Source organism: Serratia sp. JSRIV001, assembly GCF_019968745.1.
Lineage (GTDB): Bacteria > Pseudomonadota > Gammaproteobacteria > Enterobacterales > Enterobacteriaceae > Chania > Chania fonticola_B.
This window is the reverse complement of the sequence record NZ_CP074147.1, coordinates 1,982,921-2,007,707: the sequence shown is the minus strand read 5'-3', so window position 1 is coordinate 2,007,707 and position 24,787 is coordinate 1,982,921. Positions and strand designations below refer to the sequence as shown.

The 24,787-nt window shown below is 44.2% G+C and carries 23 protein-coding genes; 3 read left to right on the top strand and 20 right to left on the bottom strand.

Going from position 1 to position 24,787, the window contains the following annotated elements; genetic code table 11:
- Position 1 precedes the first annotated feature (1 nt).
- From hisA to hisIE, 3 genes are read left to right on the top strand one after another with little or no spacing between them, the layout of a single operon-like run.
- Positions 2–739 carry a 1-(5-phosphoribosyl)-5-[(5-phosphoribosylamino)methylideneamino]imidazole-4-carboxamide isomerase gene (hisA, locus tag KGP17_RS09135; RefSeq protein ID WP_179249717.1) on the top strand — a complete coding sequence of 246 codons (738 nt, stop codon included), beginning with the start codon at positions 2–4 and terminating at the stop codon, positions 737–739.
- Positions 721–1,497: an imidazole glycerol phosphate synthase subunit HisF gene (gene hisF / locus KGP17_RS09130; RefSeq protein ID WP_021179972.1), complete on the top strand. Its 777-nt coding sequence runs from the start codon at positions 721–723 to the stop codon at positions 1,495–1,497. Before hisA ends, hisF begins: the two co-directional genes overlap by 19 nt.
- A complete protein-coding gene (gene hisIE / locus KGP17_RS09125) occupies positions 1,491–2,108 on the top strand; it encodes a bifunctional phosphoribosyl-AMP cyclohydrolase/phosphoribosyl-ATP diphosphatase HisIE (protein ID WP_021805010.1) in 618 nt (205 codons plus the stop codon). The genes hisF and hisIE overlap by 7 nt, the downstream gene beginning before the upstream one ends.
- 74 nt (positions 2,109–2,182) lie before the next feature.
- Here hisIE and gndA read toward each other — a convergent pair whose 3' ends face one another.
- From gndA to wcaJ, 20 genes are all read right to left on the bottom strand, one after another.
- Entirely contained in the window at positions 2,183–3,589 is a 1,407-nt protein-coding gene (gene gndA / locus KGP17_RS09120; RefSeq protein WP_021805011.1) for an NADP-dependent phosphogluconate dehydrogenase, read from the bottom strand.
- A gap of 189 nt (positions 3,590–3,778) precedes the next feature.
- On the bottom strand, positions 3,779–4,567 hold the full coding sequence (locus KGP17_RS09115) for an acyltransferase (RefSeq protein WP_256444959.1): 789 nt from the start codon (positions 4,565–4,567) through the stop codon (positions 3,779–3,781).
- An 8-nt stretch (positions 4,568–4,575) separates the two neighbouring features.
- The gene (locus KGP17_RS27905) at positions 4,576–4,893 is read right to left on the bottom strand and encodes an acyltransferase (RefSeq protein WP_256444958.1); all 318 of its coding nucleotides are present in this window, start codon (positions 4,891–4,893) and stop codon (positions 4,576–4,578) included.
- A gap of 99 nt (positions 4,894–4,992) precedes the next feature.
- On the bottom strand, positions 4,993–5,841 hold the full coding sequence (locus tag KGP17_RS09110) for a glycosyltransferase (protein WP_223499198.1): 849 nt from the start codon (positions 5,839–5,841) through the stop codon (positions 4,993–4,995).
- Positions 5,842–6,071: 230 nt separating this feature from the next.
- A complete protein-coding gene (locus tag KGP17_RS09105; protein WP_021805014.1) occupies positions 6,072–7,328 on the bottom strand; it encodes a glycosyltransferase in 1,257 nt (418 codons plus the stop codon).
- Positions 7,329–7,335: 7 nt separating this feature from the next.
- Positions 7,336–8,958 (bottom strand): glycosyltransferase, encoded by a 1,623-nt coding sequence (locus KGP17_RS09100; RefSeq protein WP_223499197.1) that lies wholly within the window; start codon positions 8,956–8,958, stop codon positions 7,336–7,338.
- 1 nt (position 8,959) lies between these two features.
- The gene (locus KGP17_RS09095) at positions 8,960–10,924 is read right to left on the bottom strand and encodes a bifunctional 2-polyprenyl-6-hydroxyphenol methylase/3-demethylubiquinol 3-O-methyltransferase UbiG (protein ID WP_223499196.1); all 1,965 of its coding nucleotides are present in this window, start codon (positions 10,922–10,924) and stop codon (positions 8,960–8,962) included.
- A 2-nt stretch (positions 10,925–10,926) separates the two neighbouring features.
- Positions 10,927–12,288: an ABC transporter ATP-binding protein gene (locus KGP17_RS09090; RefSeq protein ID WP_115159853.1), complete on the bottom strand. Its 1,362-nt coding sequence runs from the start codon at positions 12,286–12,288 to the stop codon at positions 10,927–10,929.
- Positions 12,278–13,099 (bottom strand): ABC transporter permease, encoded by an 822-nt coding sequence (locus KGP17_RS09085; protein WP_021805018.1) that lies wholly within the window; start codon positions 13,097–13,099, stop codon positions 12,278–12,280. Before KGP17_RS09085 ends, KGP17_RS09090 begins: the two co-directional genes overlap by 11 nt.
- An 816-nt stretch (positions 13,100–13,915) precedes the next feature.
- Complete coding sequence (rfbD, locus tag KGP17_RS09080) at positions 13,916–14,782, bottom strand: dTDP-4-dehydrorhamnose reductase (RefSeq protein WP_021805019.1); 867 nt, start codon at positions 14,780–14,782, stop codon at positions 13,916–13,918.
- Positions 14,779–15,315, bottom strand: coding sequence for a dTDP-4-dehydrorhamnose 3,5-epimerase (gene rfbC, locus KGP17_RS09075; RefSeq protein ID WP_021805020.1), 537 nt, complete (start codon positions 15,313–15,315; stop codon positions 14,779–14,781). The genes rfbD (KGP17_RS09080) and rfbC (KGP17_RS09075) overlap by 4 nt, the downstream gene beginning before the upstream one ends.
- Position 15,316: 1 nt before the next feature.
- Positions 15,317–16,186 (bottom strand): glucose-1-phosphate thymidylyltransferase RfbA, encoded by an 870-nt coding sequence (rfbA, locus tag KGP17_RS09070; RefSeq protein ID WP_021805021.1) that lies wholly within the window; start codon positions 16,184–16,186, stop codon positions 15,317–15,319.
- Positions 16,187–16,200: 14 nt separating this feature from the next.
- Positions 16,201–17,265, bottom strand: coding sequence for a dTDP-glucose 4,6-dehydratase (gene rffG, locus KGP17_RS09065; protein ID WP_021805022.1), 1,065 nt, complete (start codon positions 17,263–17,265; stop codon positions 16,201–16,203).
- 226 nt (positions 17,266–17,491) lie between these two features.
- Entirely contained in the window at positions 17,492–18,505 is a 1,014-nt protein-coding gene (gene galE, locus KGP17_RS09060; RefSeq protein WP_223499195.1) for a UDP-glucose 4-epimerase GalE, read from the bottom strand.
- A gap of 205 nt (positions 18,506–18,710) precedes the next feature.
- A complete protein-coding gene (rfbD, locus tag KGP17_RS09055; RefSeq protein ID WP_021805024.1) occupies positions 18,711–19,571 on the bottom strand; it encodes a dTDP-4-dehydrorhamnose reductase in 861 nt (286 codons plus the stop codon).
- Positions 19,568–20,104: a dTDP-4-dehydrorhamnose 3,5-epimerase gene (rfbC, locus tag KGP17_RS09050; RefSeq protein WP_223499194.1), complete on the bottom strand. Its 537-nt coding sequence runs from the start codon at positions 20,102–20,104 to the stop codon at positions 19,568–19,570. The genes rfbD (KGP17_RS09055) and rfbC (KGP17_RS09050) overlap by 4 nt, the downstream gene beginning before the upstream one ends.
- 1 nt (position 20,105) lies before the next feature.
- On the bottom strand, positions 20,106–20,975 hold the full coding sequence (rfbA, locus tag KGP17_RS09045; protein WP_021805026.1) for a glucose-1-phosphate thymidylyltransferase RfbA: 870 nt from the start codon (positions 20,973–20,975) through the stop codon (positions 20,106–20,108).
- Between the two features lie 19 nt (positions 20,976–20,994).
- Positions 20,995–22,059 carry a dTDP-glucose 4,6-dehydratase gene (rffG, locus tag KGP17_RS09040; RefSeq protein ID WP_223499193.1) on the bottom strand — a complete coding sequence of 355 codons (1,065 nt, stop codon included), beginning with the start codon at positions 22,057–22,059 and terminating at the stop codon, positions 20,995–20,997.
- Between the two features lie 59 nt (positions 22,060–22,118).
- Positions 22,119–23,303, bottom strand: coding sequence for an acyltransferase (locus tag KGP17_RS09035; protein WP_223499192.1), 1,185 nt, complete (start codon positions 23,301–23,303; stop codon positions 22,119–22,121).
- Between the two features lie 90 nt (positions 23,304–23,393).
- The gene (gene wcaJ, locus KGP17_RS09030; RefSeq protein WP_223499191.1) at positions 23,394–24,785 is read right to left on the bottom strand and encodes an undecaprenyl-phosphate glucose phosphotransferase; all 1,392 of its coding nucleotides are present in this window, start codon (positions 24,783–24,785) and stop codon (positions 23,394–23,396) included.
- Between the last annotated feature and the right edge of the window lie 2 nt (positions 24,786–24,787).

Genomic DNA, 24,787 nt, shown 5'->3' with positions numbered 1-24,787 from the left:
CATGATTATTCCCGCTTTGGATTTGATCGACGGTAACGTAGTGCGCCTGCATCAGGGCGATTACGGCCAACAGCGCGACTACGGCAACGATCCGCTGCTGCGTCTGCAAGACTATCAGCAGCAAGGGGCGCAAGTTTTACACCTGGTTGATTTGACCGGGGCCAAAGACCCGGCGGCTCGCCAGATCCCGCTGTTGCGTAAACTGCTGGCCGGGGTAAGCGTGCCAGTACAGGTTGGCGGCGGTATTCGTAACGAACAAGACGTTGCCGCGCTGCTGGAAGCCGGAGCCACGCGCGTGGTCATCGGCTCCACCGCAGTCAGGCAGCCAGAGATGGTACAGGGCTGGTTTGAACGCTACGGTGCCGATGCCATGGTGCTGGCGCTGGACGTACGCATCGACGCCGCAGGCCGCAAGAACGTGGCTATCAGCGGCTGGCAGGAAGACTCGGAGGCCACGCTGGAACAGGTGGTTGAGCAATATCTGCCGTTTGGCCTGAAGCACGTGCTGTGCACCGATATCTCACGCGACGGTACGCTGAAAGGTTCTAACGTGGGGCTGTATCAGGAAGTGTGCCAACGTTATCCGCAGATCGCCTTCCAGGCTTCTGGCGGCATCGGCAACCTGGACGATATCGCCCAGTTGCGTGGCAGTGGTGTGGAAGGGGTGATCGTCGGACGCGCCCTGTTGGATGGTAAATTCAGCGTTGAGGAGGCTATCGCATGCTGGCAAAACGGATAATCCCTTGTCTGGACGTCAAGGACGGGCAAGTGGTCAAGGGCGTGCAATTCCGTAACCACGAAATCATTGGCGATATCGTGCCGCTGGCCCAGCGCTACGCGCAGGAAGGCGCCGACGAACTGGTCTTTTACGATATCACCGCCTCCAGCGATGGCCGGGTGGTTGATAAAAGCTGGGTATCACGGGTTGCGGAAGTGATCGATATTCCGTTCTGCGTGGCCGGGGGCATCAAGAGTGCCGAAGACGCCAGCCAGATCCTCTCCTTTGGGGCGGACAAGATCTCCATCAACTCACCTGCACTGGCCGACCCAACGCTAATCAGCCGCCTGGCAGATCGCTTTGGCGTGCAGTGCATCGTGGTCGGGATCGACACCTGGTATGAAGCCGCAACCGGCAAATACCACGTCAACCAATATACCGGCGATGAAAGCCGCACCCGAGTCACCGAGTGGCAAACCCTCGATTGGGTGCAGGAAGTGCAAAAGCGTGGCGCTGGGGAGATTGTGCTCAACATGATGAACCAGGATGGCGTACGCAACGGTTACGATCTGGAACAGCTGAAGCGGGTACGTGAGGTGTGCAAGGTGCCACTGATCGCCTCCGGCGGTGCCGGTACCATGGAACACTTCCTGGAAGCCTTCCGGGATGCCGACGTTGACGGCGCGCTGGCGGCTTCGGTATTCCATAAGCAAATCATCAATATCGGCGAACTGAAACGGTTCCTGGCAGAGAAAGGCGTGGAGATACGCGTGTGTTAACAGAACAACAGAAAGCTAAGCTGGATTGGGCAAAAACCGACAACCTGATGCCGGCAATCGTACAACATGCCGTTTCCGGCGAAGTGCTGATGCTGGGCTATATGGATCAGGCAGCTCTAGACGTGACCGAGCAAACCGGCAAGGTGACGTTCTTCTCACGCACCAAGCAGCGCCTGTGGACCAAAGGCGAAAGCTCAGGCAACTTCCTTAACGTGGTCAGCATTACGCCAGACTGCGATAACGATACCCTGCTGATCCTGGCCAACCCAATCGGCCCAACCTGCCATTTGGGCAACGACAGTTGCTTCCATCCGGCAAGCAGCGATTGGGGCTTCCTGTACCAGCTTGAGCAATTGCTGGCTTCGCGCAAAACCGCCAGCCCGGATAGCTCATACACTGCCAAGCTGTATGCCAGCGGCACCAAGCGCATTGCGCAGAAGGTGGGTGAGGAAGGCGTAGAAACCGCCCTGGCCGCAACGGTGAACGATCGCGAAGAGCTGACCAACGAAGCTTCCGACCTGATTTACCACCTGCTGGTGCTGTTGCAGGATCAGGAGCTGGATTTGAGCAAGGTGATTGGCCGCCTGCGCGAGCGGCACGAAAAGAAATAATCCTGTTTTGCAGGTAATAAAAAAGCCGCCGGGCGTTAACCTCGGCGGCTTTTTTTATCGTTCAACGTGCGAGGTTATTCCATCCATTCGGTATGGAACACGCCTTCTTTGTCGGTACGCTTATAAGTGTGAGCACCGAAGTAGTCACGCTGCGCCTGGATCAGGTTGGCAGGCAGCACCGCAGAGCGGTAGCTGTCGTAGTACGCGATCGCCGCAGAGAAGGTTGGCGTTGGGATGCCGTTCTGCACCGCATAGGAAACCACGTCACGCAGCGCCTGCTGATACTCATCGGCGATTTGTTTAAAGTAAGGTGCCAACAGCAGGTTGGCGATGTCGGCATTCTCAGCGTAGGCATCGGTGATCTTCTGCAGGAACTGAGCGCGGATGATGCAGCCGGCACGGAAGATCTTGGCAATTTCGCCGTAGTTCAGATCCCAGTTGTTTTCCTTGGAGGCCGCTTTCAACTGAGAGAAGCCTTGCGCATAGGAAACGATTTTACCCAGGTACAGAGCGCGACGAACTTTCTCTACAAACTCGGCTTTCTCGCCGCTGAAGGCTGCAACTTTCGGGCCGGTCAGGACTTTAGAAGCCGCTACGCGCTGGTCTTTCAGAGAAGACAGGTAACGTGCGAACACAGACTCGGTGATCAATGACAGTGGCTCGCCCAGATCCAGAGAGCTCTGGCTGGTCCATTTGCCGGTGCCTTTGTTGGCCGCTTCATCGAGGATCACATCAACCAGGTATTTACCCTCTTCGTCTTTCTTGGTGAAGATGTCTTTGGTGATGTCGATCAGGTAGCTGTTCAGTTCGCCCTTGTTCCACTCGGCGAAGGTGTCAGCCAACTGCTCGTTGTTCAGATTCAGCGCCTGCTTCAGCAAGGAGTAGGCTTCTGCGATCAGCTGCATGTCGCCATATTCGATACCGTTGTGCACCATCTTCACGTAGTGGCCAGCACCGTCGGCACCGATATAGGCTACGCATGGCTCACCTTCGGCCACAGCGGCGATTTTCTTCAGGATTGGTGCCACCAGCTCGTAAGCTTCTTTCTGGCCACCAGGCATGATTGAAGGCCCTTTCAGCGCCCCTTCTTCGCCACCGGAAACGCCGGTGCCAATAAAGTTGAAGCCCTGAGCAGACAGCTCGCGGTTACGACGGATAGTGTCCTGATAGTAGGTGTTACCACCGTCGATCAGGATATCGCCTTTATCCAGGTGCGGAGTCAGCGAGGCAATGGTCTTGTCCGTAGCTTCGCCCGCTTTTACCATCAGCAAAATGCGGCGCGGTGTTTCCAGCGATGCAACAAACTCTTCGACGGTGTAGTGCGGCACCAGGTTTTTGCCCGGGTTCTCTGCGATAACTTCGTCAGTCTTGTCGCCTGAACGGTTAAAGATAGAAACGGTATAGCCACGGCTTTCGATGTTCAAAGCCAGATTGCGGCCCATCACCGCCATGCCGACAACGCCGATTTGCTGTTTGGACATTAGGAACTCCTGTCTGAGGATGACACCTGTATCACGGCTCTTGGCCAACAGGTTTTTGATGTGGCCAACATGTTAACTCAGGATTGTGTTCGCTGGGTAGTGATTGGTGCGATAGGTCACATAATTGCATAAAGAGTGTACTTGGGCGATTGACTTCAAGTTCTCATCTACTGGACGCCTGATTAGCCACTACTTTTTCATAAAGTGTTTTTCAAAGAAGTGCCATGAAAGCGAAGCCATCACTAATGTTAAGGCTAAAACTAGCGTGAGCGACTGCCCATGGGATAGCCAATCAAGTTTTTTGACAGATAGCAGAATGGGTAGATGCCAAAGGTAGATGCCATAAGAGATAGTGCCACAATAATAAAGTGGATATAAAACTCTCTTAAGAATCGGTGTTACTTTAAGAGAACACAGAGACAGAATGATCATGCCGAATGCTGATGCCAACAACGTTCGGAAAAATACCACCATCCATGGATAGTTCCAGAATGATGCATATTCTAGATAAATTGATAGGGCTACTGTTGTTAAGAGCGCCGCAATAGCCATCAAAGAGACCGTAGAGTATCTTCGATTAGACACTATTTTCACCCCAAGATCAGAGGTTATCAATCTGGCCAAAAGGATACCAATGGCAAACTCATCAAGCATCCCTGGGAGTTGGGTGGCACTAACAAATAATTTAAACACACCAAGAGGTTGATCTAAGTTTATCAATGAAAAAGCAGCAAATCTCCACGCATATGATACGGTCAAGGCAGACAGCAATAACACCCACCAAGGAACACGCTTCAGCCAACCAGCAAACAAAGCAATGAAAATATAAAACTGCATCTCCACACCTAAAGACCAGTTGCTTCCATTGATTGCCCCATGCAAATTGTAATTAAGATTATGAATAAACAGAAGGTGAGTAGATATATTTAATGCAAAATCATTAAAAAGTAGCGTAGGTGATATGAAAATAACAAACACTATTAACGTCAAGTAATGTAATGTAATGGGACAATTCTACGCAATCGCCTTTTCATAAAGGACGGTATGAATTTTTCAGTCCCATTGTTCTCCAGTTGTTTAAAAGCAGACATGGCGATAACAAAACCGGAAATCACAAAAAACATGTCAACGCCCATCCAACCAAATCGGAACCAAAGAAGAGGTCCGCTGGTAGGAAATGATGACCAATTGAAGTGCTCGATCACATGGTAAACAACGACAGATATTGCAGCGAAACCCCTTAAAATATCTATAGAGTCAAAGTGATATTTGACATTTATCTTTTCGGCTTTGGCCACAGACATTTTTATTATTACCTTTAATAAGAGAACCAACAAGGAACGATATGTTATTTTTATCGATTACACCTAAAGTAAGAAGATACCTAACAATACCGAGTTAGTTTACTTATCATCCTCAACACGAGCAAATTGCGGCATGTTATTTTCAGCTCTAGGGAGTTTACTTAAACAACGATTATTTAAATCCTTTCTTTGTTGGTCGAAGAACCATCCCCACTTATTGAAGTATTTCACGGCAGAAATAATATGGTAAGCTAAAAAACGCTTATCTCTGTAAGAACGTCGCTGTGACTCGTGAACAACAACCGAGTCAGGACAATAGCTTACCCTGTGGTTTTCGCAAATTCTCCTTGACAAATCAACATCTTCAAGGTAGAGAAAGAAGCGCGTATCAAAATAACCAACGTCACGAACAGCCTTATTACTCACTAACATAAAGCAACCAGAAAGCGAAGGTGCGAAGAACGGTTTACTATAATCCGCAGAATGGAGTTCGTAGTCTTGATTCAGCGAACTGGTAAATTGAGAGATAAATCTCCGCATAAATAATTGATAAGGTGATGGCAATGTTTTACACGCATGTTGTAAACGCCCATCAGGGTAAACAATTTTGGGAACAGCCAAGTCAATATTACCTTGTAGGCAAAATTGATATAGCTTATCCACTTCACCTTTCTCAAAATCAATATCTGGATTACAAATTAAAAAATGGCCTGTGTGCTCTTCGAAGCGAGAAAATACCTGATTATGGCCAGCACCGAAGCCTGCATTCTCCTGAACGCGAATAACTTCAATTTTGGGATTATCCAGTTCTAGCAACCAGTGGCAATACGCGCCATTATCTACAATAACCAGCTTTGAAACACTCTCCTCCTCTAACAAGGAGGTTAAGGTTCTGCTTACAGATTGATACTCATGTCGATACAACACAAGAGATGCAATTATTTTCACTTAAAACACCAAATTAAGTACGTGGGTATTCCGGCGAACACATAACGACTCCATCATGTTACCTCCTAAAAATCCACTAAATGTATCATCCGAAAAATCATATATCAGCCAGTATCAATAGTATTTTAAAATCAGTCAGTTAAAAACCTTTCATCGTCAGAAAAAGAAAAAAGCCCTGTATTTTATAAACGTTTGGTTTAATACAGGGCATAGATAATTGATCAGATATTTTAGTTCAGAAAGCGGCGCTTGATGCCTTTAATACCTTCATTTTTAAGCACTTCCCAACCTCTTTTACCTAGAGTCATACCAACCCGTGGATTTGTCAGGGAACGCTTTATCATACTCACAAACCGATCTTTATCGAATTCAGCATTACCACCACGGAAACCAGGGGTCAGAACAATACTGAATTGGCGTAAAGCTTCATCTTTGGTTTGTGGGTCAAACAGCTCAGGATACTCTTTTGCACCTTGCGTAATCCACCATTGATTATAGGTAGTGACGTCAAAAGGCGTTGGGAAAGCATTCTGTAGGTCAATTCGTTCGCGGTAAACGATACGTTGCGCTTTAGAAATTGCCGAGCCGTCAGAGTGCTGACCATATGCCCAAACCACCTTAGCTAATGGATCCTGAGCCAAGTTCTTGGTTTGATCGTCATACCAATCAATAAGTTTATGCACATCAGAGTTTTCACCCGCATTTTTGGATGCCATGATCCTATGCGCACCACTGTCGAAACCGGTAAAGTGGTAGAAGCCTAGCGGTTCACCATCGACAAAATAGTTACCTTGAGGATCAATAGTAAATTCACGGGTGGTCAGGTTCCATGTCGCAACGTTGTGACGGCTAGAACGCATAATAGCAACATCAGTAAAGAATGCAGGTACCAGATCAATCCAGCGCTGGTCAGTAAACAAACCATTAGGAATGTCCGCGCGGCAGAAGTGATAGATACGCTCCCCCCACCATTTAGCGAATGACAGGCCTACATCTGTCGCGGCAACTGCGCAGAATCCAAGGTTGTAAACACCGTGTTTCAGGCTGCAAATTTCATTATCCATTACCGCTGACAACGAAGTCTCTGGCTTGGTTTGATGTGGAGTCAACACCACATTCGCTGAATCAAGAGCTTCCAGGATATCATCCAGGCGTGAGAAAACCACCGTGTCTGGATCAAGATAGATAACTTTCTTGCAGCCTGGTAACTGTAACAATCGCGCTAACATGAAAGGCTTGATGGCCGTCGCCAGTTCAACGATGGTATGGCAATAAGCCCAACCTTTCCAATCAGGTATATCCAATTCAGAAACGGAAACAACTTCATCAAAAGGCTCGTTGCTCAAGTCAATTTCGGGCCTTTTTTCATCGGCTAAAGCAAGATGAATAGTCCATTCTGGGTGATATTTCCTGATGGACTGAAAAAGCATTCTCACTTTAGGAATGTAATTGAATGCCGCACTGGTAAAAACATGAACTTCAGACATATCTGCCTCATTGGATTGAATATACTTGCCGGTGAAATTTTACCAACTCTTGCAATACGATTCCAGCTGACATAGAAGACAAGACTAAACCATCTTGATAAGTTCTAAGGCGTTCAGCTGGCGCTCCCAGATCAAAACTAGCAACAGGATAACCTAGCTCCATCATTTCCTGAACCACATAAGAAAACGTTTCAGGCCAAATAGATGGGAATAAAATTATATTAACACCATGCTTTTCAAGTAAACTTGGCAACTCATCATGCTTGTATGCCCCAGTTTGAGTAACAATATCAGCAGGACAGGATGATTCAACGGTACCAACAATAACTATTTCCGCAGGGTATTGCTTATCTTTTATTTCTTGAGCCAACTCCTTAACAATTTGCGCCCCCTTATGATAACCGATTATTCCGACGACACCTATTTTCAACTGCTGTGTCTGCTGTATATTCGCCTTAGCTGGGAGGTAATCTACAGTATGAGGAATAACAACCGCATTCTCTTCTTGGATCTGCGGGTAAACACGCCGATAGAGACCCAGAGTGTTTTGAGAAAAAGTAACAATTTTGTCAGAGGCGATCATCAATCCCCCCCACTTGTCCCGCCACTCTTCGATATCATTTGATTCAAATAAAGTAGTGAATCCAAAGGTATTGTTACGTAAACATGAAGCACAAACTGACGGATCCGGTATGTCACAATACTTCCCTTGGTCGTTAATCAGGAAGTGGGAAGGACATAACGGGAAGAGATCATGGGCCTGAGTCATCAGTTGAGCATTAGTTTTCATTTTTAAGCCGATAAGAAAACCTGGTATTTCTTCCGGATTTGTAAATGAAACACCTGTATTATAGACAATCTCTTTTATATTTACGAAGGCAAGCAAGTCATAGATAAATTTATAACCAGGTATTTTAAACTTAAACTCGCCTTTTTCACCGCGAACGATTAACTTATAAGATAATGTAGTTATATCAAAAGAAAGCACCAGTGCCGAGTAACCAACACTCATTTTTTCTTGAATCAATCGATTTCTATAATGGTTAACCCCACCACCCAAATCATGATCGATTAAAAAGATGACTCGTTCTCTTTCTGCAGGGTTGAGAAATGCAACAATATCATTAGGTGAACCAAGGTTTTTACTCGGAGTTTTATTTTTATACCGACTGAATTTTTCATATAATAATGAAAATTTGCCAGATTTTATCAACATGAAGGCACGTTTTAGCAACACCGTAAACTGTTTAAAAATCAGTTTCTTCGATGTTGCTCCGCCACTATCCACATCTATAGTTACATTTAGACAACTGTCTGGTATCTCAACGCTTTCAGTCGAACCATCTGAATAGGTACATAACAATTTTAGATCTACAATCTTAGCTTCTGAACCAAATGAACCATAAATAATATATCCAGAATGCTTGGCTTGTTCAAAGCTTGAAAAATAAGCACCTACATCATCCCTGCACTTCCCATAGTCGATTTTCAGAACATTATCAGTATCACTTTCGGGCAAAGATAAACAAAGCTTGGTAATACTTTTATCTTCATGAAAAATCCATCCATAGCTGAAGATAGTTCCATTTTGTTGTACAAAGTAATCGATCGACCAATGCAGTTTACTCATCTCAGTTCCTATTACCTTTAATGAGTCTGGAGAATTTCCCTAAAACTCCAGACTGATACATCTGTAACTCAGCTTCCAACTTATGAATTTTATCTAATCGCTCATATGCAAAACGTTCAGCAATATCTTTTGCATTGTGCAAAGCTGCAATTTCAGCGAGCCTGTCATGAGCCAGTTTTTCAGCAATGTCTTTGGATTGCTGCTGGCTGGCAATCACTTCTTTCGCTTGGTGCAGGCTCTCTTTTATCTGGGTAAAAGACATGGAAACACATTCAGCATCATTCACCTCATAGAGACCGGGTAAAACATGTTCCGGGTACCAGGTTATGAGTGAACTTTCCTGTTCTCCCGTTGAGAAAGCATGTAATGCAGACTCTAACTGGAGATAATCGTCAAGCAAGGATTTATCAGCAGAGAAAGACAAAGCCTCAAAAAGCTGCTGGATGAACTCCCCCCGTGTAAGAGAAGAGCCAGAATCAGGAATTGCAAAGCAAGAAATCTTACCTAGTAGGGACAAGGCCGCACGGAAAACCAAGTGGCCAACGGTTAACCCTTCTTTTGCCAACCATTCACGTTCAAAATAGCGAGGTTGCCCTTCTGCATCGATGACAAAGTTGGACGGAATTGCATCCAGATAAGTCGGAGGTAACATGGTACTCTGGGTAAATTCATCATAACTCACCCCTTCACCACGCAGTGCTATTTCCAGACACTCGATATAATAACGGAAATAGCCAGCTACGTACTCCATTGACCACCCCGGAGTCGTCACAATCTTGATAAACTCTGTCGATAATGAGGGGCCTTTGATATAGGTTTCATAACCATCAAGTCTAAAGCCGATAAGTTTATCATCCGGAGCCAAGACGTCACTCAGCAACTCTCTTTTAACAACAACCTGATTTTCCGCGGTATATTTAAAAACCGTCTTTTTGCTAAATGGACGGTGCCTTTCCCCACCATAATGCACAGCAAGCAGATTTTTATCAAAAACCTCCGCAGCGGTATTACTGGCAACCAATAGGAAAGAGTTGCTCATTTCAACCGCTAGTTTGTTATTGAAAACAACAGGCCATGCTAGCTCAGGAATTAAATGCAGCTTCTCTGGCAACTGCATATCGGCGCGAACTGACTGAGTGGCAAAAACAGAGGCATCAAACTCATCACTGTTGGCACCTGCCTCCGTTACCACCGATACAGGCAGTTTATAATCAGGGAAAGGCAATAACGTCTGTACTGAAGATAACCCTACCGTTGCAAGCTTCTCTAGCAAGACATGATGACCGTAGGTTTCAGCCTGCTGCTTCGTATAGCGACCTTCAATGCCATACATAACCTGCCCAATATGATCCTCCCGCGCACCAGCAAAATATTTGAGTCCCAACTGGTTTTCGATCGCGATCAATAATTTACCATCAGGTTTGAGACGCGCTTTGATGTTGTTAAGCATGCTGATGGCGCTATCACTACCTTGGCTGAACAAATTGGAGTATTCAAGTACGCCAATCAAGGTAATCACATCAAATTTATCTTCACATTCAAAGTCGTCGAAACGTTCACTGACAACGGTTACATTGGCCAGGTCCAGCGTTCTGGCTCGTGCTATTGCAGCACGTCTTAGGCTACCTTCAAGAGCAAGAACCTCGGCTCCCGACTCTCCCAAGAAACGAGTAATCGCACCACAGCCGGCACCTATCTCAAGTATTTTGACGCCTGGGGTGAAGAGCGAATTTAATGGCCGCAGTAAATTAGAACGTAAGCTGGAAAAATGATAGGTGGTTACCCAATCAGAACACTGTGCTCTTAGTTCCGGAGATGATACGCTTCGATCTTTAGTATTGTTGACGATATTTAATAGTAGATTTTCTTGAGCATCGCCATCGCTATAAGGAATACCAGTGTAATCAATACGAGCCCAGACGCCTGAAGCTTCGCGAAAAGAATAAAGGTTAGTATCTAAAAACATAATTATTTACCAAATGAAGAGTTAATTTTTAGGTTTAGTTCTAAGTTTGTCATCCCTGAAAAAGATTCCACAGTTGGCACAAGGAAATGAATTACATCGTATCGCCTATCATGCGGTACCACCTCATTATCCTTCATAGAGGCGATCCCTAAAGAAATGAAATAATCACCAGCGCCTAGTTTGTTATCGAATTCAAATTCAACAATTGAGTGGGTATTTTCCCGACCATGTTGAAGGGTATCTTCATTTAGCAAATGTGAATTTGTATTATATACAGTCACTCCTTCCTTGGTTTTCACTGCAAAACCAATGATAGGGTTATGTATATTCTTTTCGAAATAAATTGAACACCGAATTTTTATCTTTTCGTCAGCATAAACAGTTGCAGGGTTAAGGCGTTCACCAGCAAATAATTGATAATCTAACCAGGAAGCGGCACGATCACCCCAGCGATATTCGTTTTTATTATAATTAGCCTTGGTATTAAAGCAGTCTGCATCCAAGCTCAAACCCGACGCAACAGATGACGCTGAGTTTTGGGTATTGTTACCTTGGGCACTAGCTTCAGTTACCACATCATCTTTGGCTGGACTCTGGGTTTTGCCAAACAGTATATCCATATACTTATTGACAGCAACTTTAGGAGAACCTTGATACAACTTATTTCCACCACTAAGAAGAACCGCTTTGTCGCAATGCGTGACAATCTGCTCACCAGAGTGGGTCACTAGCAGGATACTAGTTCCATTATTCTTCAACTGTCTTAAACGGTCAAAACACTTCGCTTGAAACTTAGCATCGCCAACGGCCAAAGCCTCATCGACAATAAGGATATCAGGATCGACTTGTGCCTGCACTGCAAAGGCCAGCCTGACCACCATACCGCTAGAGTAGGTTTTGACCGGCTGTTCAATAAAGTCTCCGATATCAGCAAAGGCGGCAATAGCATCGAATTTATTATCGATTTCCGATTTGGAAAGACCCAAAATTGCAGCGTTAAGATAGATATTTTCTCTTCCGGTAAACTCGGGGTTGAATCCTGAACCTAACTCAAGTAGGGCAGCTATTCGGCCTGTTGTCTCCACAGTACCACTGGTCGCAGTCAACGTACCGCAAATAACCTGCAAAAGGGTAGATTTGCCACTGCCATTTTTGCCAATAAGACCAACGGTCTCGCCTTTCATAACGTCAAAAGAGATACCATTTAACGCCCAGAATTCTTTATAGTAATTTTCTGATTCACTAGTGATAAGGCGTTTTAATTTCGGCAATACAAACTGTTTTAATCTGTCATGCGGATTATTATAGACATAGAAACATTTTCTTATGTCTTTAATGCTGATAGCTATATTATCAGAGGACATCTGCAAATCCCTTTCTCGTTTTTTGGAAAACAAAAAAACCGAACCAGGCAAAAACCAAGCAACCGACTAAATAGATGATATAACTAACCAAAGAAGGAGTAACACCAAAATACATGACATCTCGGAATTGTGCGATAGCAGGTGCTAAAGGATTAAGATTTAGCAGCGGCCTATACTTTTCTGGAATAGCGGTAATTGGATAAAATATAGGCGATAAGAACATAAGTGCAGTGACCAAAATCGTAATCATTTGCCCTACATCTCGCAAAAATACGCCTAAAGAAGACAGCAACCAACCTACACCGGTAACAAAAATGAACAATGGTAATAATATAACTGGAAGCAGAAACACAGTAATATGTGGAATGCCAGCTTCAAAAGTATAAAAGATCAGCCAAACAACAATACTTATTGCTGCATGAAACAATGCGGAACATGCGCTAATTATGGGTAGTATTTCTAATGGGAAAATCACCTTCTTGACATAGTTTACATTAGATAATATTAATCCTGGTGATTTTATTGCGCATTCGCTGAAAAAGTTAAAAACAATCAACCCGGCAAATAACACCAATGCAAACTCAGCTCTGGAGGTACTCTCTGTACTCCAACGCGCGTTAAAGATAAAACTAAAGACAAAAGTATAAACCACCAGCATAAAGATAGGGTTAAAGAAAGACCAAAGAATGCCAAAAACCGAACCTTTATATCTGCCAGACACTTCTCTTTTGGTTAGATTAAGAATAAGTTTTCTATGCAGCCAAAAGCTCGATACTATAGCGATTGGTGATGAACTGTTGCTTTTTTTCATCAAAATATTCCAATAATTATTGCTGAACTCACACAGATTACCTGGAAATGGTTCACATGGGTTTATATATCGAATTATAATTGGTCATTCATAAACCTGAAATGCATATGAGTAATTTCCTATAGACGATAATTGGTTGGTTGTATCTCCGCCCTTTACCACAATAGAGGACACTTGCCATGTTCATTAATTCCCCACAGTTTGTGCCATTTAAAAAAGGAATCAATACTCAGTAAAACGAAAAACCACTAGTGCAAACAATGGGAATAGTCAATAAGAAAAATCCCATTAATATAGCATGTTGAATATTGCGTCAACGTCATGAAAATCCAGTATTTTCAACCAATATCTCCATCAGATTGCCCAAAAAAAGGCACGCTACCGCCCTTGGCATGCAGTAGCCAATAGATATATCTTACCTTTAGAGTGGATTTTTCCCCGAAGAGGGACAGACTACTTGCCATAACAGCTAAAATAGACTATCTGGGTTCGTCCACACAAAACTTCGGGCCATATGCTACCACCATATCGATTAAAACACCTTTAGATTCTTGATAGTTTCAGTATGTTCTTAATTGAATAGCGGTAAAAACAACCAGCTCACTAGCAATGATATGGACCAACGGCTTTTATTGAGTAAGGAAACGTCTTCGAATAGGTGTTCAGTGGACAAATGATAGGGGGATGCAGGGAGGGATATTATTGAATATAATCATAAGGATATAGGTTACTAGATGTTTTGAGATCGGTATCTTAAACGTAGTCGGCTGTGCCCAGCCGGTTCGCTGGGCACGACGCAATGCACTTACTAACTTTCTATGCTAGATCCGAACAGCTCTTGACTACATTGCCGACTCTATCTTGCCACTGGGATAGCACAACTCCACACGCTTTGATTTTTTCGCAATTTAACAGCGAATACTTCGGTCTTTGTGCTGGAGTTGGGTATTGATCGGTGGTGATAGCGTTAACCTTAGGGCTACGGGTCAAAAGGCCTTGCTCACACGCAGAAGCGAAGATAAATTCGGCGAATTCGTTCCAGGTAACATCTTTGTCACCGCAGAAATGATAAATGCCACCTTCCGCATCAGCTTTCAGCAAGTCGATGATGGCGGCAGCAATATCACCAGCGTAAGTTGGGCAACCGCGTTGGTCTGATACAATGCCCAAAACGTCGCGATCTTGCGCCAGACGCAGCATGGTTTTCACGAAATTGTTGCCATACTCACTGAATACCCACGCGGTACGGATAATGATAGCTTCTGGCTGGGTAACCATGACAGCAATCTCACCATCGAGTTTAGTCTTACCATAAACGCCTAACGGGTTGGTTGTGTCATTTTCGCAGTACGGCGTATCAGCGAGACCATCAAAGACATAGTCTGTTGATACATGAACCAGTCGGCAATTGGCAATTTGGGCTGCCAAAGCCAGGTTTTTAGGCCCTTGTTCGTTGATCAGCTTAGCCATTTCACAATCATTTTCCGCTTTATCTACGGCGGTATAAGCTGCAGCATTCACTATCACATCAGGCAGGAAGGTAAGTGTGGTCTGCTTAACCTTCTCGAAATCAGTAATATCTAAAGAATCACTGTCGGTTGCTAGTACTTCCCAACCTGCAGGTAGGCGATCGATAAAGCAACGCCCTAATTGCCCATTGGCGCCGGTCAACAAAACCTTCATTGGCCTAGCTCCTTAAACAGTTTGCCAATTTTATCTTTTTCAGAGAGTAGTGGATTCTCTAATGGCCACTCGATCCCCACCGCTGGATCGTTCCATAACAGACAGCCTTCATGTGCAGGATTGTAATAGTCCGTACATTTATATTCAAAGTCTGCGACATCAGAAAGTACAACAAAACCATGAGCCAAGCCCGGTGGGACCCAAAACTGGGTTTTGTTTTCTTCGGAAAGGATCACCCCTTCCCAAGCACCGTACGTTGGAGAGCCTGGACGGATATCAACCGCGACATCAAACACTTCACCACGCACCACTCGTACTAATTTACCCTGAGGATTTATCTTTTGGAAATGCAGGCCACGCAGCACACCGCGTGATGAACGCGAGTGGTTATCCTGAACAAAATCCAGATCGATATCTAACATTTCCTGGTAACGTCTCTTTTCAAACGTCTCAAGGAAAAAGCCTCGTGCATCGCCAAATACCTTGGGTTGAATAATCTTCACACCATCGATTTTGGTATCTGTGACTTGCATTCTATTTCTCCAAACTCAGTTGCAATAAATACTGCCCGTACAATGTCTTACTAAGCAGTTTAGCCTCAGCCTCTACTTGCTCACGAGTCAGCCACCCTTTGCGGTAGGCGATCTCTTCCAAGCAAGCAACCTTGAACCCTTGGCGATTTTCGATCGTGTGTACAAACTGGGAAGCCTCAATCAGGCTATCGTGAGTACCGGTATCCAACCACGCAAAACCGCGCCCAAGCAACTCAACGCTGAGAGCCTCTTTATCCAGATACATCTGGTTGAGCGTGGTGATCTCTAATTCACCACGTGAAGAGGGTTTGACCTGCTTCGCCATCTCAACAACATGATGATCATAGAAGTAAAGCCCGGTAACGGCCCAATTGGATTTTGGTTCCGCTGGCTTTTCTTCCAAAGATAATGCCCGGAAGTCATCATCAAATTCCACGACGCCAAAGCGTTCAGGATCCATTACCTGGTAGCCAAATACGGTTGCCCCCTGGTTACGCTCAACGACAGACGTCAACTTCTTGCCAAAACTCTGGCCAAAGAAAATATTGTCGCCTAATACCAGAGCACAACTGTCCCCATTGATGAACTCTTCACCAATCAGAAATGCCTGCGCTAATCCATCTGGGCTAGGTTGAATTGCATAGCTCAATGAGATGCCAAAACGACTTCCGTCGCCGAGTAACCGTTTAAATGACGGCATATCCTCTGGCGTGGAGATAATCAGAATGTCGCGGATCCCCGCCAGCATCAATACTGAAAGCGGATAGTAAATCATCGGCTTATCGTAGATCGGCAAGAGCTGCTTTGAAACACCACGAGTAATAGGATAAAGACGTGTGCCTGACCCACCCGCTAAAACAATACCTTTCATTTTCACACCTTAAATTAGCGGGTTAGACCCAGACGTTCCCCGGCATATGAACCATCTTTAACACGGCTCCACCAAGCTTGATTAGCCAGGTACCACTCAACCGTCTTTCTAATACCGCTCTCGAAGGTTTCTTGCGGCTTCCAACCCAATTCACGATCAATTTTCGAGGCATCAATGGCATAGCGCATGTCATGACCAGGGCGATCGGTAACAAAGGTGATCAGGTCTTCATACTTAGCCAGGTTACCTGGCTTATTCGGCGCCAATTCATCTAGCAAACGGCAGATCGTTTGCACGACTTCGATATTTTTACGCTCGTTATGGCCACCAATGTTGTAGGTTTCACCTACTTCACCTTCACAGACCACTTTGTACAGTGCTCGTGCGTGATCTTCGACATACAACCAATCACGTACTTGAGTACCGTTGCCATAGATCGGCAACGCTATACCTTCAAGAGCGTTAAGAATTGTTAGCGGGATCAGTTTTTCCGGAAAGTGGTAAGGACCGTAGTTGTTAGAACAATTCGTTACGATAGTTGGCAGACCATAAGTGCGTAACCAAGCCCTGACAAGGTGATCGCTTGAGGCTTTCGAAGCTGAATAAGGGCTGCTTGGTGCATAAGGTGTGGTTTCCGTGAACAGGTCATCGGTACCGTGCAGATCGCCGTACACCTCATCAGTGGAGATATGATGGAAGCGGAATGCCTTCTTGGCCTGCTCACTTAACGTTTGCCAGTACTGGCGGGCCGCTTCCAACAGGGTATAGGTACCCACAATATTGGTTTCGATAAATGCGGCGGGACCATCAATGGAACGATCGACGTGGCTTTCGGCTGCCAAGTGCATCACAGCATCAGGCTGGAACTCGGCAAAGACACGGTCCAGTTCCTGACGATTACAGATATCCACCTGCGCGAACTGGTAACGTTCGCTGCTTGCTATTGGCGTTAAAGACTCGAGATTGCCAGCATATGTCAGGCTATCTACGATCAAAATTTGGTCTTGGGTATCGTTGATGATGTGCCGCGCAACGGCGGAACCAATGAAGCCAGCGCCACCGGTAATGATAATTTTCATATAACCCTCTAAACAGCCAAGCGTGGCCCATTGCAGCCACGCCAGTGTCTATGATTTCAAATTAACCAAACGTTACTCTGTAGTAACTTGGCTATAGTGACCTTAGAATCCAATCACTTAAAAATCAATAAATTAAAGTATTACTTATGTTAAAGAAGCGTAATATTGTACAAGAACCAACATTCATTCACCATCAGAATACAGGCATGAAAATAAAACGCGGCTATCAGCGATAGCCTTTTGGGTTCTTACTTTGCCAGTTCCAGGTATCGCGCATCATAGTGTCAATACCTCGAGAGACCTCCCAACCAAGTTCTTTCCTGGCCAGGTTGGCGTCGGCCCAGAACGCAGGCAAATCACCATCACGACGCGGCAAGATCTGATAAGGGATAGCGACGCCGGAGGCTTTCTCGAAAGCATGCACCATCTCCAGCACCGAGAACCCAACACCAGCCCCAAGATTATAAGCTTTGAACCCTTCGACCTTCTTCAAATGATCCATGGCCATCAGGTGGCCTTCAGCCAGATCCATCACGTGGATGTAGTCACGCACACCTGTACCATCTTCCGTTGGATAATCACCGCCGAAAACACCCAGTTTCTCCAGCTTGCCGATAGCAACCTGCGAGATAAAAGGCAGCAGGTTATTAGGGATGCCATTAGGATCTTCGCCGATCAGGCCAGACTCATGGGCACCGACTGGGTTGAAGTAACGTAATGCAATAATCGAGAACTGCGGCTCTGCCTTAGCAAAGTCCTGCAAGATTTGCTCAACCATCAGTTTGGATGTGCCATACGGGCTAGTTGTACCGCCAATAGGCGTGGTTTCAACGTAAGGTACTGGGGAGTTTGCCCCATAGACAGTGGCGGAGGAGCTGAAGATAAACTGATGAACTCCGGCACGACGCATTTCATCCAGCAGCACAAGGGTGCCAGAGACGTTGTTCTGATAATACTCTAAAGGTTTGCGGGTTGACTCCCCTACCGCTTTGAGGCCAGCAAAGTGGATCACCGCCGAGATACGGTGACCATCGAAAATGCGATTCAGACACTCCGGATCTTGAATGTCGCCTTGGTAGAAGATGGCTGCTTTACCTGTTAGCTGCTCCACACGGTGCAGTGACTCTTCGGATGAGTTCGATAGGTTGTCTAAGACGACAACCTCTTCTCCACGCTCCAGCAGGGCCAGAACGGTGTGGGAACCGATGTAGCCGGCTCCGCCGGTGACTAGAATTGCCATCTGAACTCCTTGCAAGCGCCTGATGCGCTGAAAATGAATATTTTGAGCTGCTATTCTAACCTTCCGGCCACTAAGAGTATTGAGTCATGATAAAAATTTTACTCAAAAAAAAGGCCACATCTCTGTAGCCTTCTCGAAGTCTTCCGTGTCAAAGCCATTCACCATGCCCACTGCGCCCATTATAGTTGCGTGGAAGGCATTACCATTACTTAGGCTGAATAGTGATAATCTCGTCAATACGATCCTTCCACGGTGACAAGATGACACCTTGGTTTTGTATTTTTTCGCAGTTAAGGACGGAGTACTTTGGCCTTCTGGCTGGCGTGGGATACTGTGACGTCGTAATCCCATTAACAATCGGTGCCTTGGCTAAAACGCCTTGCTTGATTGCTGCTGAAAAAATAGCTTCAGCAAACTCACTCCATGCCACAGTTTCATCGCCACAGAAATGATAGACCCCACCTGCTGCATTTCTCTGCAAGAGCTCGATAATTGCCTGAGCAATATCGCCTGCATAGGTAGGGCAGCCAAACTGGTCGGATACCACACCTAAAGTGTCACGATCCTGCGCGAGCCTTAGCATAGTTTTAACGAAATTATTTCCGTACTCACTAAAAACCCAGGCTGTACGAATAATCAACGCATTCGGTAGGTGGTGGCTAACCGCAATTTCGCCGTCCAGTTTAGTTTTGCCATACACCCCTAGCGGGTTAGTGGGTGCGGTTTCAATATAGGGAGTAATAGCCTCACCATCAAAAACGTAATCCGTAGAAACATGTACCAGGCGAGCCCCAACTTCATTGGCCGCCAAAGCCAAATTCTTCGGACCTACTTCATTAATCAATGCCGCGATTTCATGGTCAGTTTCTGCTTTATCAACAGCAGTGAATGCCGCAGCATTCACGATAACATTCGGTCGATAATCAACTACAGCACTTTTTACCTTAGCAAGATCAGTGATATCAAGCACATCTGCATCAGTTGCCCACACATCCCACCCGGCTGGTAAGCGATCCTGGAAGCAACTTCCCAGTTGCCCTTTCGCGCCAGTTAGTAAGATCCTCATAGTACTAGATCCTTGAATAACTTGCCGACTTTATCTTTTTCGGACAACAATGGATTATCGATCGGCCATTCAATACCAACCTGTGGATCATTCCATAGCAGACAGCCTTCATGTGCTGGATTGTAATAATCGGTGCATTTATATTCGAAATCTGCAACATCGGAGAGCACAACAAAACCATGAGCCAAACCCGGCGGAACCCAGAACTGGGTTTTGTTTTCTTCGGAGAGGATAACCCCCTCCCAAGCACCGTAAGTTGGAGAGCCAGGGCGGATATCCACCGCAACATCAAACACTTCACCACGCACAACACGAACCAGTTTGCCCTGAGGATTTATCTTTTGGAAATGAAGGCCGCGCAATACACCGCGCGCAGAACGCGAATGGTTATCCTGAACAAAATCCAGGTCAATATCTAACATTTCTTGATAACGTTTCTTTTCAAAGGTTTCGAGGAAAAAACCGCGAGCATCACCAAATACTTTCGGCTGGATGATTTTAACACCATCGACTTTTGTGTCTATTACCTGCATTTTATAACTCCCCAATCAGATGCGACAAATACTGGCCGTAAAGTGTTTTGCCAAGTAATCTGGCTTCTTCAGCAACTTGTTCACGAGAAAGCCAGCCCTTACGGAATGCGATCTCCTCCAGACAAGCGACCTTGAAACCCTGACGTTTTTCAATGGTATGAATAAACTGAGATGCTTCGACCAGGCTGTCGTGAGTGCCGGTATCTAACCAAGCAAATCCTCGCCCAAGCAACTCGACATTCAGCTTACCAGCATCCAAGTACATTTGATTAAGCGTAGTGATCTCTAACTCACCACGGTGGGATGGTTTAACCTGCTTTGCCATTTCAACGACTTCATTATCGTAGAAATATAACCCGGTAACAGCCCAGTTGGACTTAGGCACAGCTGGCTTTTCTTCAAGGGACAATGCGCGGAAATTGTCATCAAACTCAACCACGCCAAAACGTTCAGGGTCCATTACCTGATAACCAAACACCGTAGCACCAGCATTTTTTTCAACCACATTTTCAAGTTTTTTACCGAAACTTTGGCCGAAATAAATATTATCGCCCAAAACTAATGCACAACGTTCACCATTGATGAACTCCTCACCAATCAGGAAGGCCTGAGCCAGCCCATCAGGGCTTGGCTGGATTGCATAGCTCAGCTTAATACCAAAGCGACTTCCGTCGCCCAGCAAGCGTTTGAACGAAGGCATATCTTCGGGAGTAGATATAATTAAAATATCGCGGATCCCGGCCAGCATTAACACCGAGATCGGGTAATAAACCATTGGTTTATCATAAATCGGTAGCAGTTGTTTAGAAACACCACGTGTAATCGGATACAGACGAGTGCCTGAACCACCCGCGAGTACAATTCCTTTCATTTCAAATTCCTAAATTAAATTAACGGGTTAAACCCAGACGTTCACCAGCATATGAACCATCTTTAACACGGCTCCACCAGGCTTGGTTAGCAAGATACCACTCAACCGTTTTTCTAATACCGCTCTCGAAGGTTTCTTGCGGTTTCCAGCCCAGTTCACGGTCAATTTTTGAGGCATCAATCGCATAGCGCATGTCGTGACCAGGGCGGTCAGTCACAAAGGTGATCAAATCTTCATACTTGACCAGTTTGCCAGGCTTATTTGGAACCAATTCGTCCAGCAACCGACAGATGGTCTGCACCACGTCTATATTCTTACGTTCGTTATGACCGCCAATGTTATAGGTTTCCCCGACTTCACCTTCACAAACAACCTTGTACAAAGCCCGTGCGTGATCTTCTACATACAACCAATCCCGAACTTGAGCACCATTACCGTATACCGGTAAAGCTTTACCCTCGAGCGCATTGAGGATCGTCAACGGTATCAACTTTTCAGGGAAGTGATAGGGTCCATAATTGTTTGAACAGTTGGTCACAATAGTCGGTAAGCCATAGGTTCTTAGCCAAGCTCTGACAAGATGATCGCTTGAGGCTTTCGAGGCTGAGTAAGGACTACTTGGCGCATAAGGCGTTGTTTCCGTGAACAGGTCTTCCGTCCCGTGTAAATCGCCATAAACCTCATCGGTTGAGATATGATGGAAACGGAAAGCTTTTTTAGCCGAGTCATCCAAAGCTAGCCAGTACTGACGCGCGGCTTCTAAAAGAGTATAGGTGCCCACAATATTCGTTTCGATAAATGCGGCAGGCCCATCAATGGAACGATCAACATGGCTTTCGGCTGCCAGGTGCATAACCGCATCAGGCTGGAACTCGGCAAATACACGGTCTAATTCTTGACGATTACAAATATCTACATGTTCAAATTTGTAGCGTTCGCTGGTAGCGATAGTGTCTAAAGACTCTAGATTCCCGGCATATGTCAGGCTATCTAAAATCAATATTTGATCCTGGGTATTATTAATAATATGACGTGCGACGGCTGAACCAATAAAACCAGCGCCACCAGTAACTATAATTCTCATACTAGCCCTCTATAGATATTCGTAAAATATTGAGCAAAAACTGGAAGCTATAGCAAAAATTAAATAATCTCGCTTGTATTAATCCTTTTTTTCCTGATTATGTGGGAGAGATCAACAAAAGGCTTCTCAATATATTGATAAGTATATACTGAAAAAAACACTACCAGCATAAGCGAGAAAGGCATATAGATAAAAAACTCAACCCAACCATTCATTTTATTTACATCAAACAAGAAAATGAAAATGACGAAGAATACTATTCCATGCATAAGATATATACTGTAGCTTATCTCACCAAGTCGAATGGAAGACTTTAACTTTAAAAGGCCAAAGAGAGAGTTGCCAAATATAATTGGCATAAGAAAAAACAGAATTAATATGTCGCTTAAAAAAACAGAATAATGAGGCGTTATAAATATCACAAAAACTAGTGACAAAATGGATATTACACTCCAGATAGAGGTTGACATCATCCCGCTTAGCTTCTTATTATTCAAACTTTGGACAAAAGCGATTCCGCCTCCAAATATGAAATAAATTAAATAATGAGATTCGAAACCAAAGCCGTTAATATTAAAATAAGAAATCCCAACACCTACGATAAGTGAAGTAATTGCTAACGTACGCTCTTTCAATAAAATAGCAAGAATAGGTAGTGTCAAATAGAATACCCACTCATACTTTAATGTCCAAGTAACACCTGCCGTTATTCTCCTAGCATCTGTATCTCCATTTATTGAATAGCCGACATATAACAACCACCGACTGACCTCCTTGAATAACTCAAAGAAGGATACATACAATACACCTTCACTTAAAACAAATGTAAGTATAATGGTTACTAATACAGACAAAAGATAAAGTGGTGTTATCCGAAGAAAGCGCGAAAGGTACAATGGAGACCATTGTGTTTTGATATGGAGCCGATTATCTCTAAGGATTTTACCTAAGAATAAATAACCTGTTATTATAAAAAAGGCTGAAACCGCAACCTTACCTAAACTATTTATATATTGTACTTCAGGTGGTAGCCACTTTCCTGTTTTAATCCAAAAATAAAAAATATAATAATGATGAACTGCTACCATCAATGCAAGATAACCTCGAGCACCATCTATACAACCAGCTCGATTACCGATTGGCAATTCAATTTTTATTAACCGTGAATTAATGATTTTCATAAATAAAACGCAAAAAATCATCGCGATTATGACAAGAAAACCAAAATAAAACTCAATCGACATCAGATACTCCGCTTAATCCATACTGCATAAAACGCAGCATGTTTTTAAACTCTAGAGAAGTGAGGGAAGTCCAATATAAGGTCAGTTAACTTAATATGCTGATTTATTTATAAAGCCTTTAAATACCGTAAGAAATATGATTTTGAGATCAAGGAAAATACTCCAATTTCTTATATATTCTAGATCAAACTCAATACGTTTTTCCATTTTGTCTAGAGTATCTGTTTCGCCACGCCAACCATTTATTTGTGCCCATCCCGTGATGCCAGGTTTTACTTTATGTCTAAGCATATACCCTTTAATTAAAGTCCGATACTGCTCATTATGAGCAACGGCATGAGGGCGCGGCCCTACAATTGACATATCGCCTAATAATACATTGAAAAACTGGGGCAATTCATCTAGAGAAGTCTTTCTTAATACTTTGCCGACTGATGTAATTCGTTTGTCGCCCATTGTAGCTTGCGTAATTACGCCACTATTCTCCATTACATTCATACTTCTGAACTTCCAGACGCTGATAGGCTTTCCGTCCATACCATATCTCGTTTGCTTGAATAAGACAGGCCCATCAGAAGTGAATTTAACCATACATCCAATTATTACAAGAACAGGTGAAATAAATGCAATAATAACACTCGATACAACGATATCCTCAGTTCTTTTAAGTATTTTATTTAATCCATTCATGGGAGTGTCGAATAGAGAAACCATAGGCACTCCATTTATCTCCTCAGTTCTAGATTGTAAAATATTAAATGTTAATACGTCTGGAATTAAAAAGACCGAGCACGTTGTATCCGTGAGCTCTTCAACAACTTTTTGAATAATGGCCTCATCTTTCATTGGTAAAGAAATATAAACATTCTCAATTACTCCAGCCCTAGCCATTTCAACCAAAGTTTTTACATCTCCACCGTATGAAATTTCTGAAGGTAGATTCAATGGTAAATCACCAAAAACGCCAACTAAGTTAAAACCTAGCCAAGGAGACTTTATGAAATGAGTAGCAAGGTTGATACCGACTGGTAATGTCCCAAGAATTGCCACATTTTTAGTATTATATCCAATACGTCTTAGAAAACCGATTACATAACGAACGGAATAACGGCTGAAAAAGAGACCAATAGATACTAGCACGTACCATTTTAGATAAAGAGAAAACGTAACATCAATAAACTCAAAAAATGAGACAATACCAGCAGTTAATAGCAAACATAGCGACCAGTTTTGATACATTAATCTCATTTCCACATAAAAACTGACTCCTCGCCATGAACGATAGGAGTCAGTCATTCCACTTAGCATTTGAAATACGACCAAGGACGATAATATCATCAACCAATGTTTGTAAATAAAACTTTCATTACTAAACAAACAAACAATATACAATGCTAAAACCATTACAAAGATATCAGTGAATCTTTGTATTATAGATATAATTGATGTATTTGTTCTAAACGTATTGATTTTATATTTCATTG

Excerpts from the sequence above, each read along its gene's own strand:
- hisA (WP_179249717.1), top strand. The coding sequence starts at position 2 with ATGATTATTCCCGCTTTGGATTTGATCGACGGTAACGTAGTGCGCCTG.
- hisF (WP_021179972.1), top strand. The coding sequence starts at position 721 with ATGCTGGCAAAACGGATAATCCCTTGTCTGGACGTCAAGGACGGGCAA.
- gndA (WP_021805011.1), bottom strand. The coding sequence starts at position 3,589 with ATGTCCAAACAGCAAATCGGCGTTGTCGGCATGGCGGTGATGGGCCGC.
- KGP17_RS27905 (WP_256444958.1), bottom strand. The coding sequence starts at position 4,893 with ATGTCTGTGGCCAAAGCCGAAAAGATAAATGTCAAATATCACTTTGAC.
- KGP17_RS09105 (WP_021805014.1), bottom strand. The coding sequence starts at position 7,328 with ATGTCTGAAGTTCATGTTTTTACCAGTGCGGCATTCAATTACATTCCT.
- KGP17_RS09100 (WP_223499197.1), bottom strand. The coding sequence starts at position 8,958 with ATGAGTAAACTGCATTGGTCGATCGATTACTTTGTACAACAAAATGGA.
- KGP17_RS09095 (WP_223499196.1), bottom strand. The coding sequence starts at position 10,924 with ATGTTTTTAGATACTAACCTTTATTCTTTTCGCGAAGCTTCAGGCGTC.
- KGP17_RS09090 (WP_115159853.1), bottom strand. The coding sequence starts at position 12,288 with ATGTCCTCTGATAATATAGCTATCAGCATTAAAGACATAAGAAAATGT.
- KGP17_RS09085 (WP_021805018.1), bottom strand. The coding sequence starts at position 13,099 with ATGAAAAAAAGCAACAGTTCATCACCAATCGCTATAGTATCGAGCTTT.
- rfbD (WP_021805019.1), bottom strand. The coding sequence starts at position 14,782 with ATGAAGGTTTTGTTGACCGGCGCCAATGGGCAATTAGGGCGTTGCTTT.
- rfbC (WP_021805020.1), bottom strand. The coding sequence starts at position 15,315 with ATGCAAGTCACAGATACCAAAATCGATGGTGTGAAGATTATTCAACCC.
- rfbA (WP_021805021.1), bottom strand. The coding sequence starts at position 16,186 with ATGAAAGGTATTGTTTTAGCGGGTGGGTCAGGCACACGTCTTTATCCT.
- rffG (WP_021805022.1), bottom strand. The coding sequence starts at position 17,265 with ATGAAAATTATCATTACCGGTGGCGCTGGCTTCATTGGTTCCGCCGTT.
- galE (WP_223499195.1), bottom strand. The coding sequence starts at position 18,505 with ATGGCAATTCTAGTCACCGGCGGAGCCGGCTACATCGGTTCCCACACC.
- rfbD (WP_021805024.1), bottom strand. The coding sequence starts at position 19,571 with ATGAGGATCTTACTAACTGGCGCGAAAGGGCAACTGGGAAGTTGCTTC.
- rfbC (WP_223499194.1), bottom strand. The coding sequence starts at position 20,104 with ATGCAGGTAATAGACACAAAAGTCGATGGTGTTAAAATCATCCAGCCG.
- rfbA (WP_021805026.1), bottom strand. The coding sequence starts at position 20,975 with ATGAAAGGAATTGTACTCGCGGGTGGTTCAGGCACTCGTCTGTATCCG.
- rffG (WP_223499193.1), bottom strand. The coding sequence starts at position 22,059 with ATGAGAATTATAGTTACTGGTGGCGCTGGTTTTATTGGTTCAGCCGTC.
- KGP17_RS09035 (WP_223499192.1), bottom strand. The coding sequence starts at position 23,303 with ATGTCGATTGAGTTTTATTTTGGTTTTCTTGTCATAATCGCGATGATT.
- wcaJ (WP_223499191.1), bottom strand. The coding sequence starts at position 24,785 with ATGAAATATAAAATCAATACGTTTAGAACAAATACATCAATTATATCT.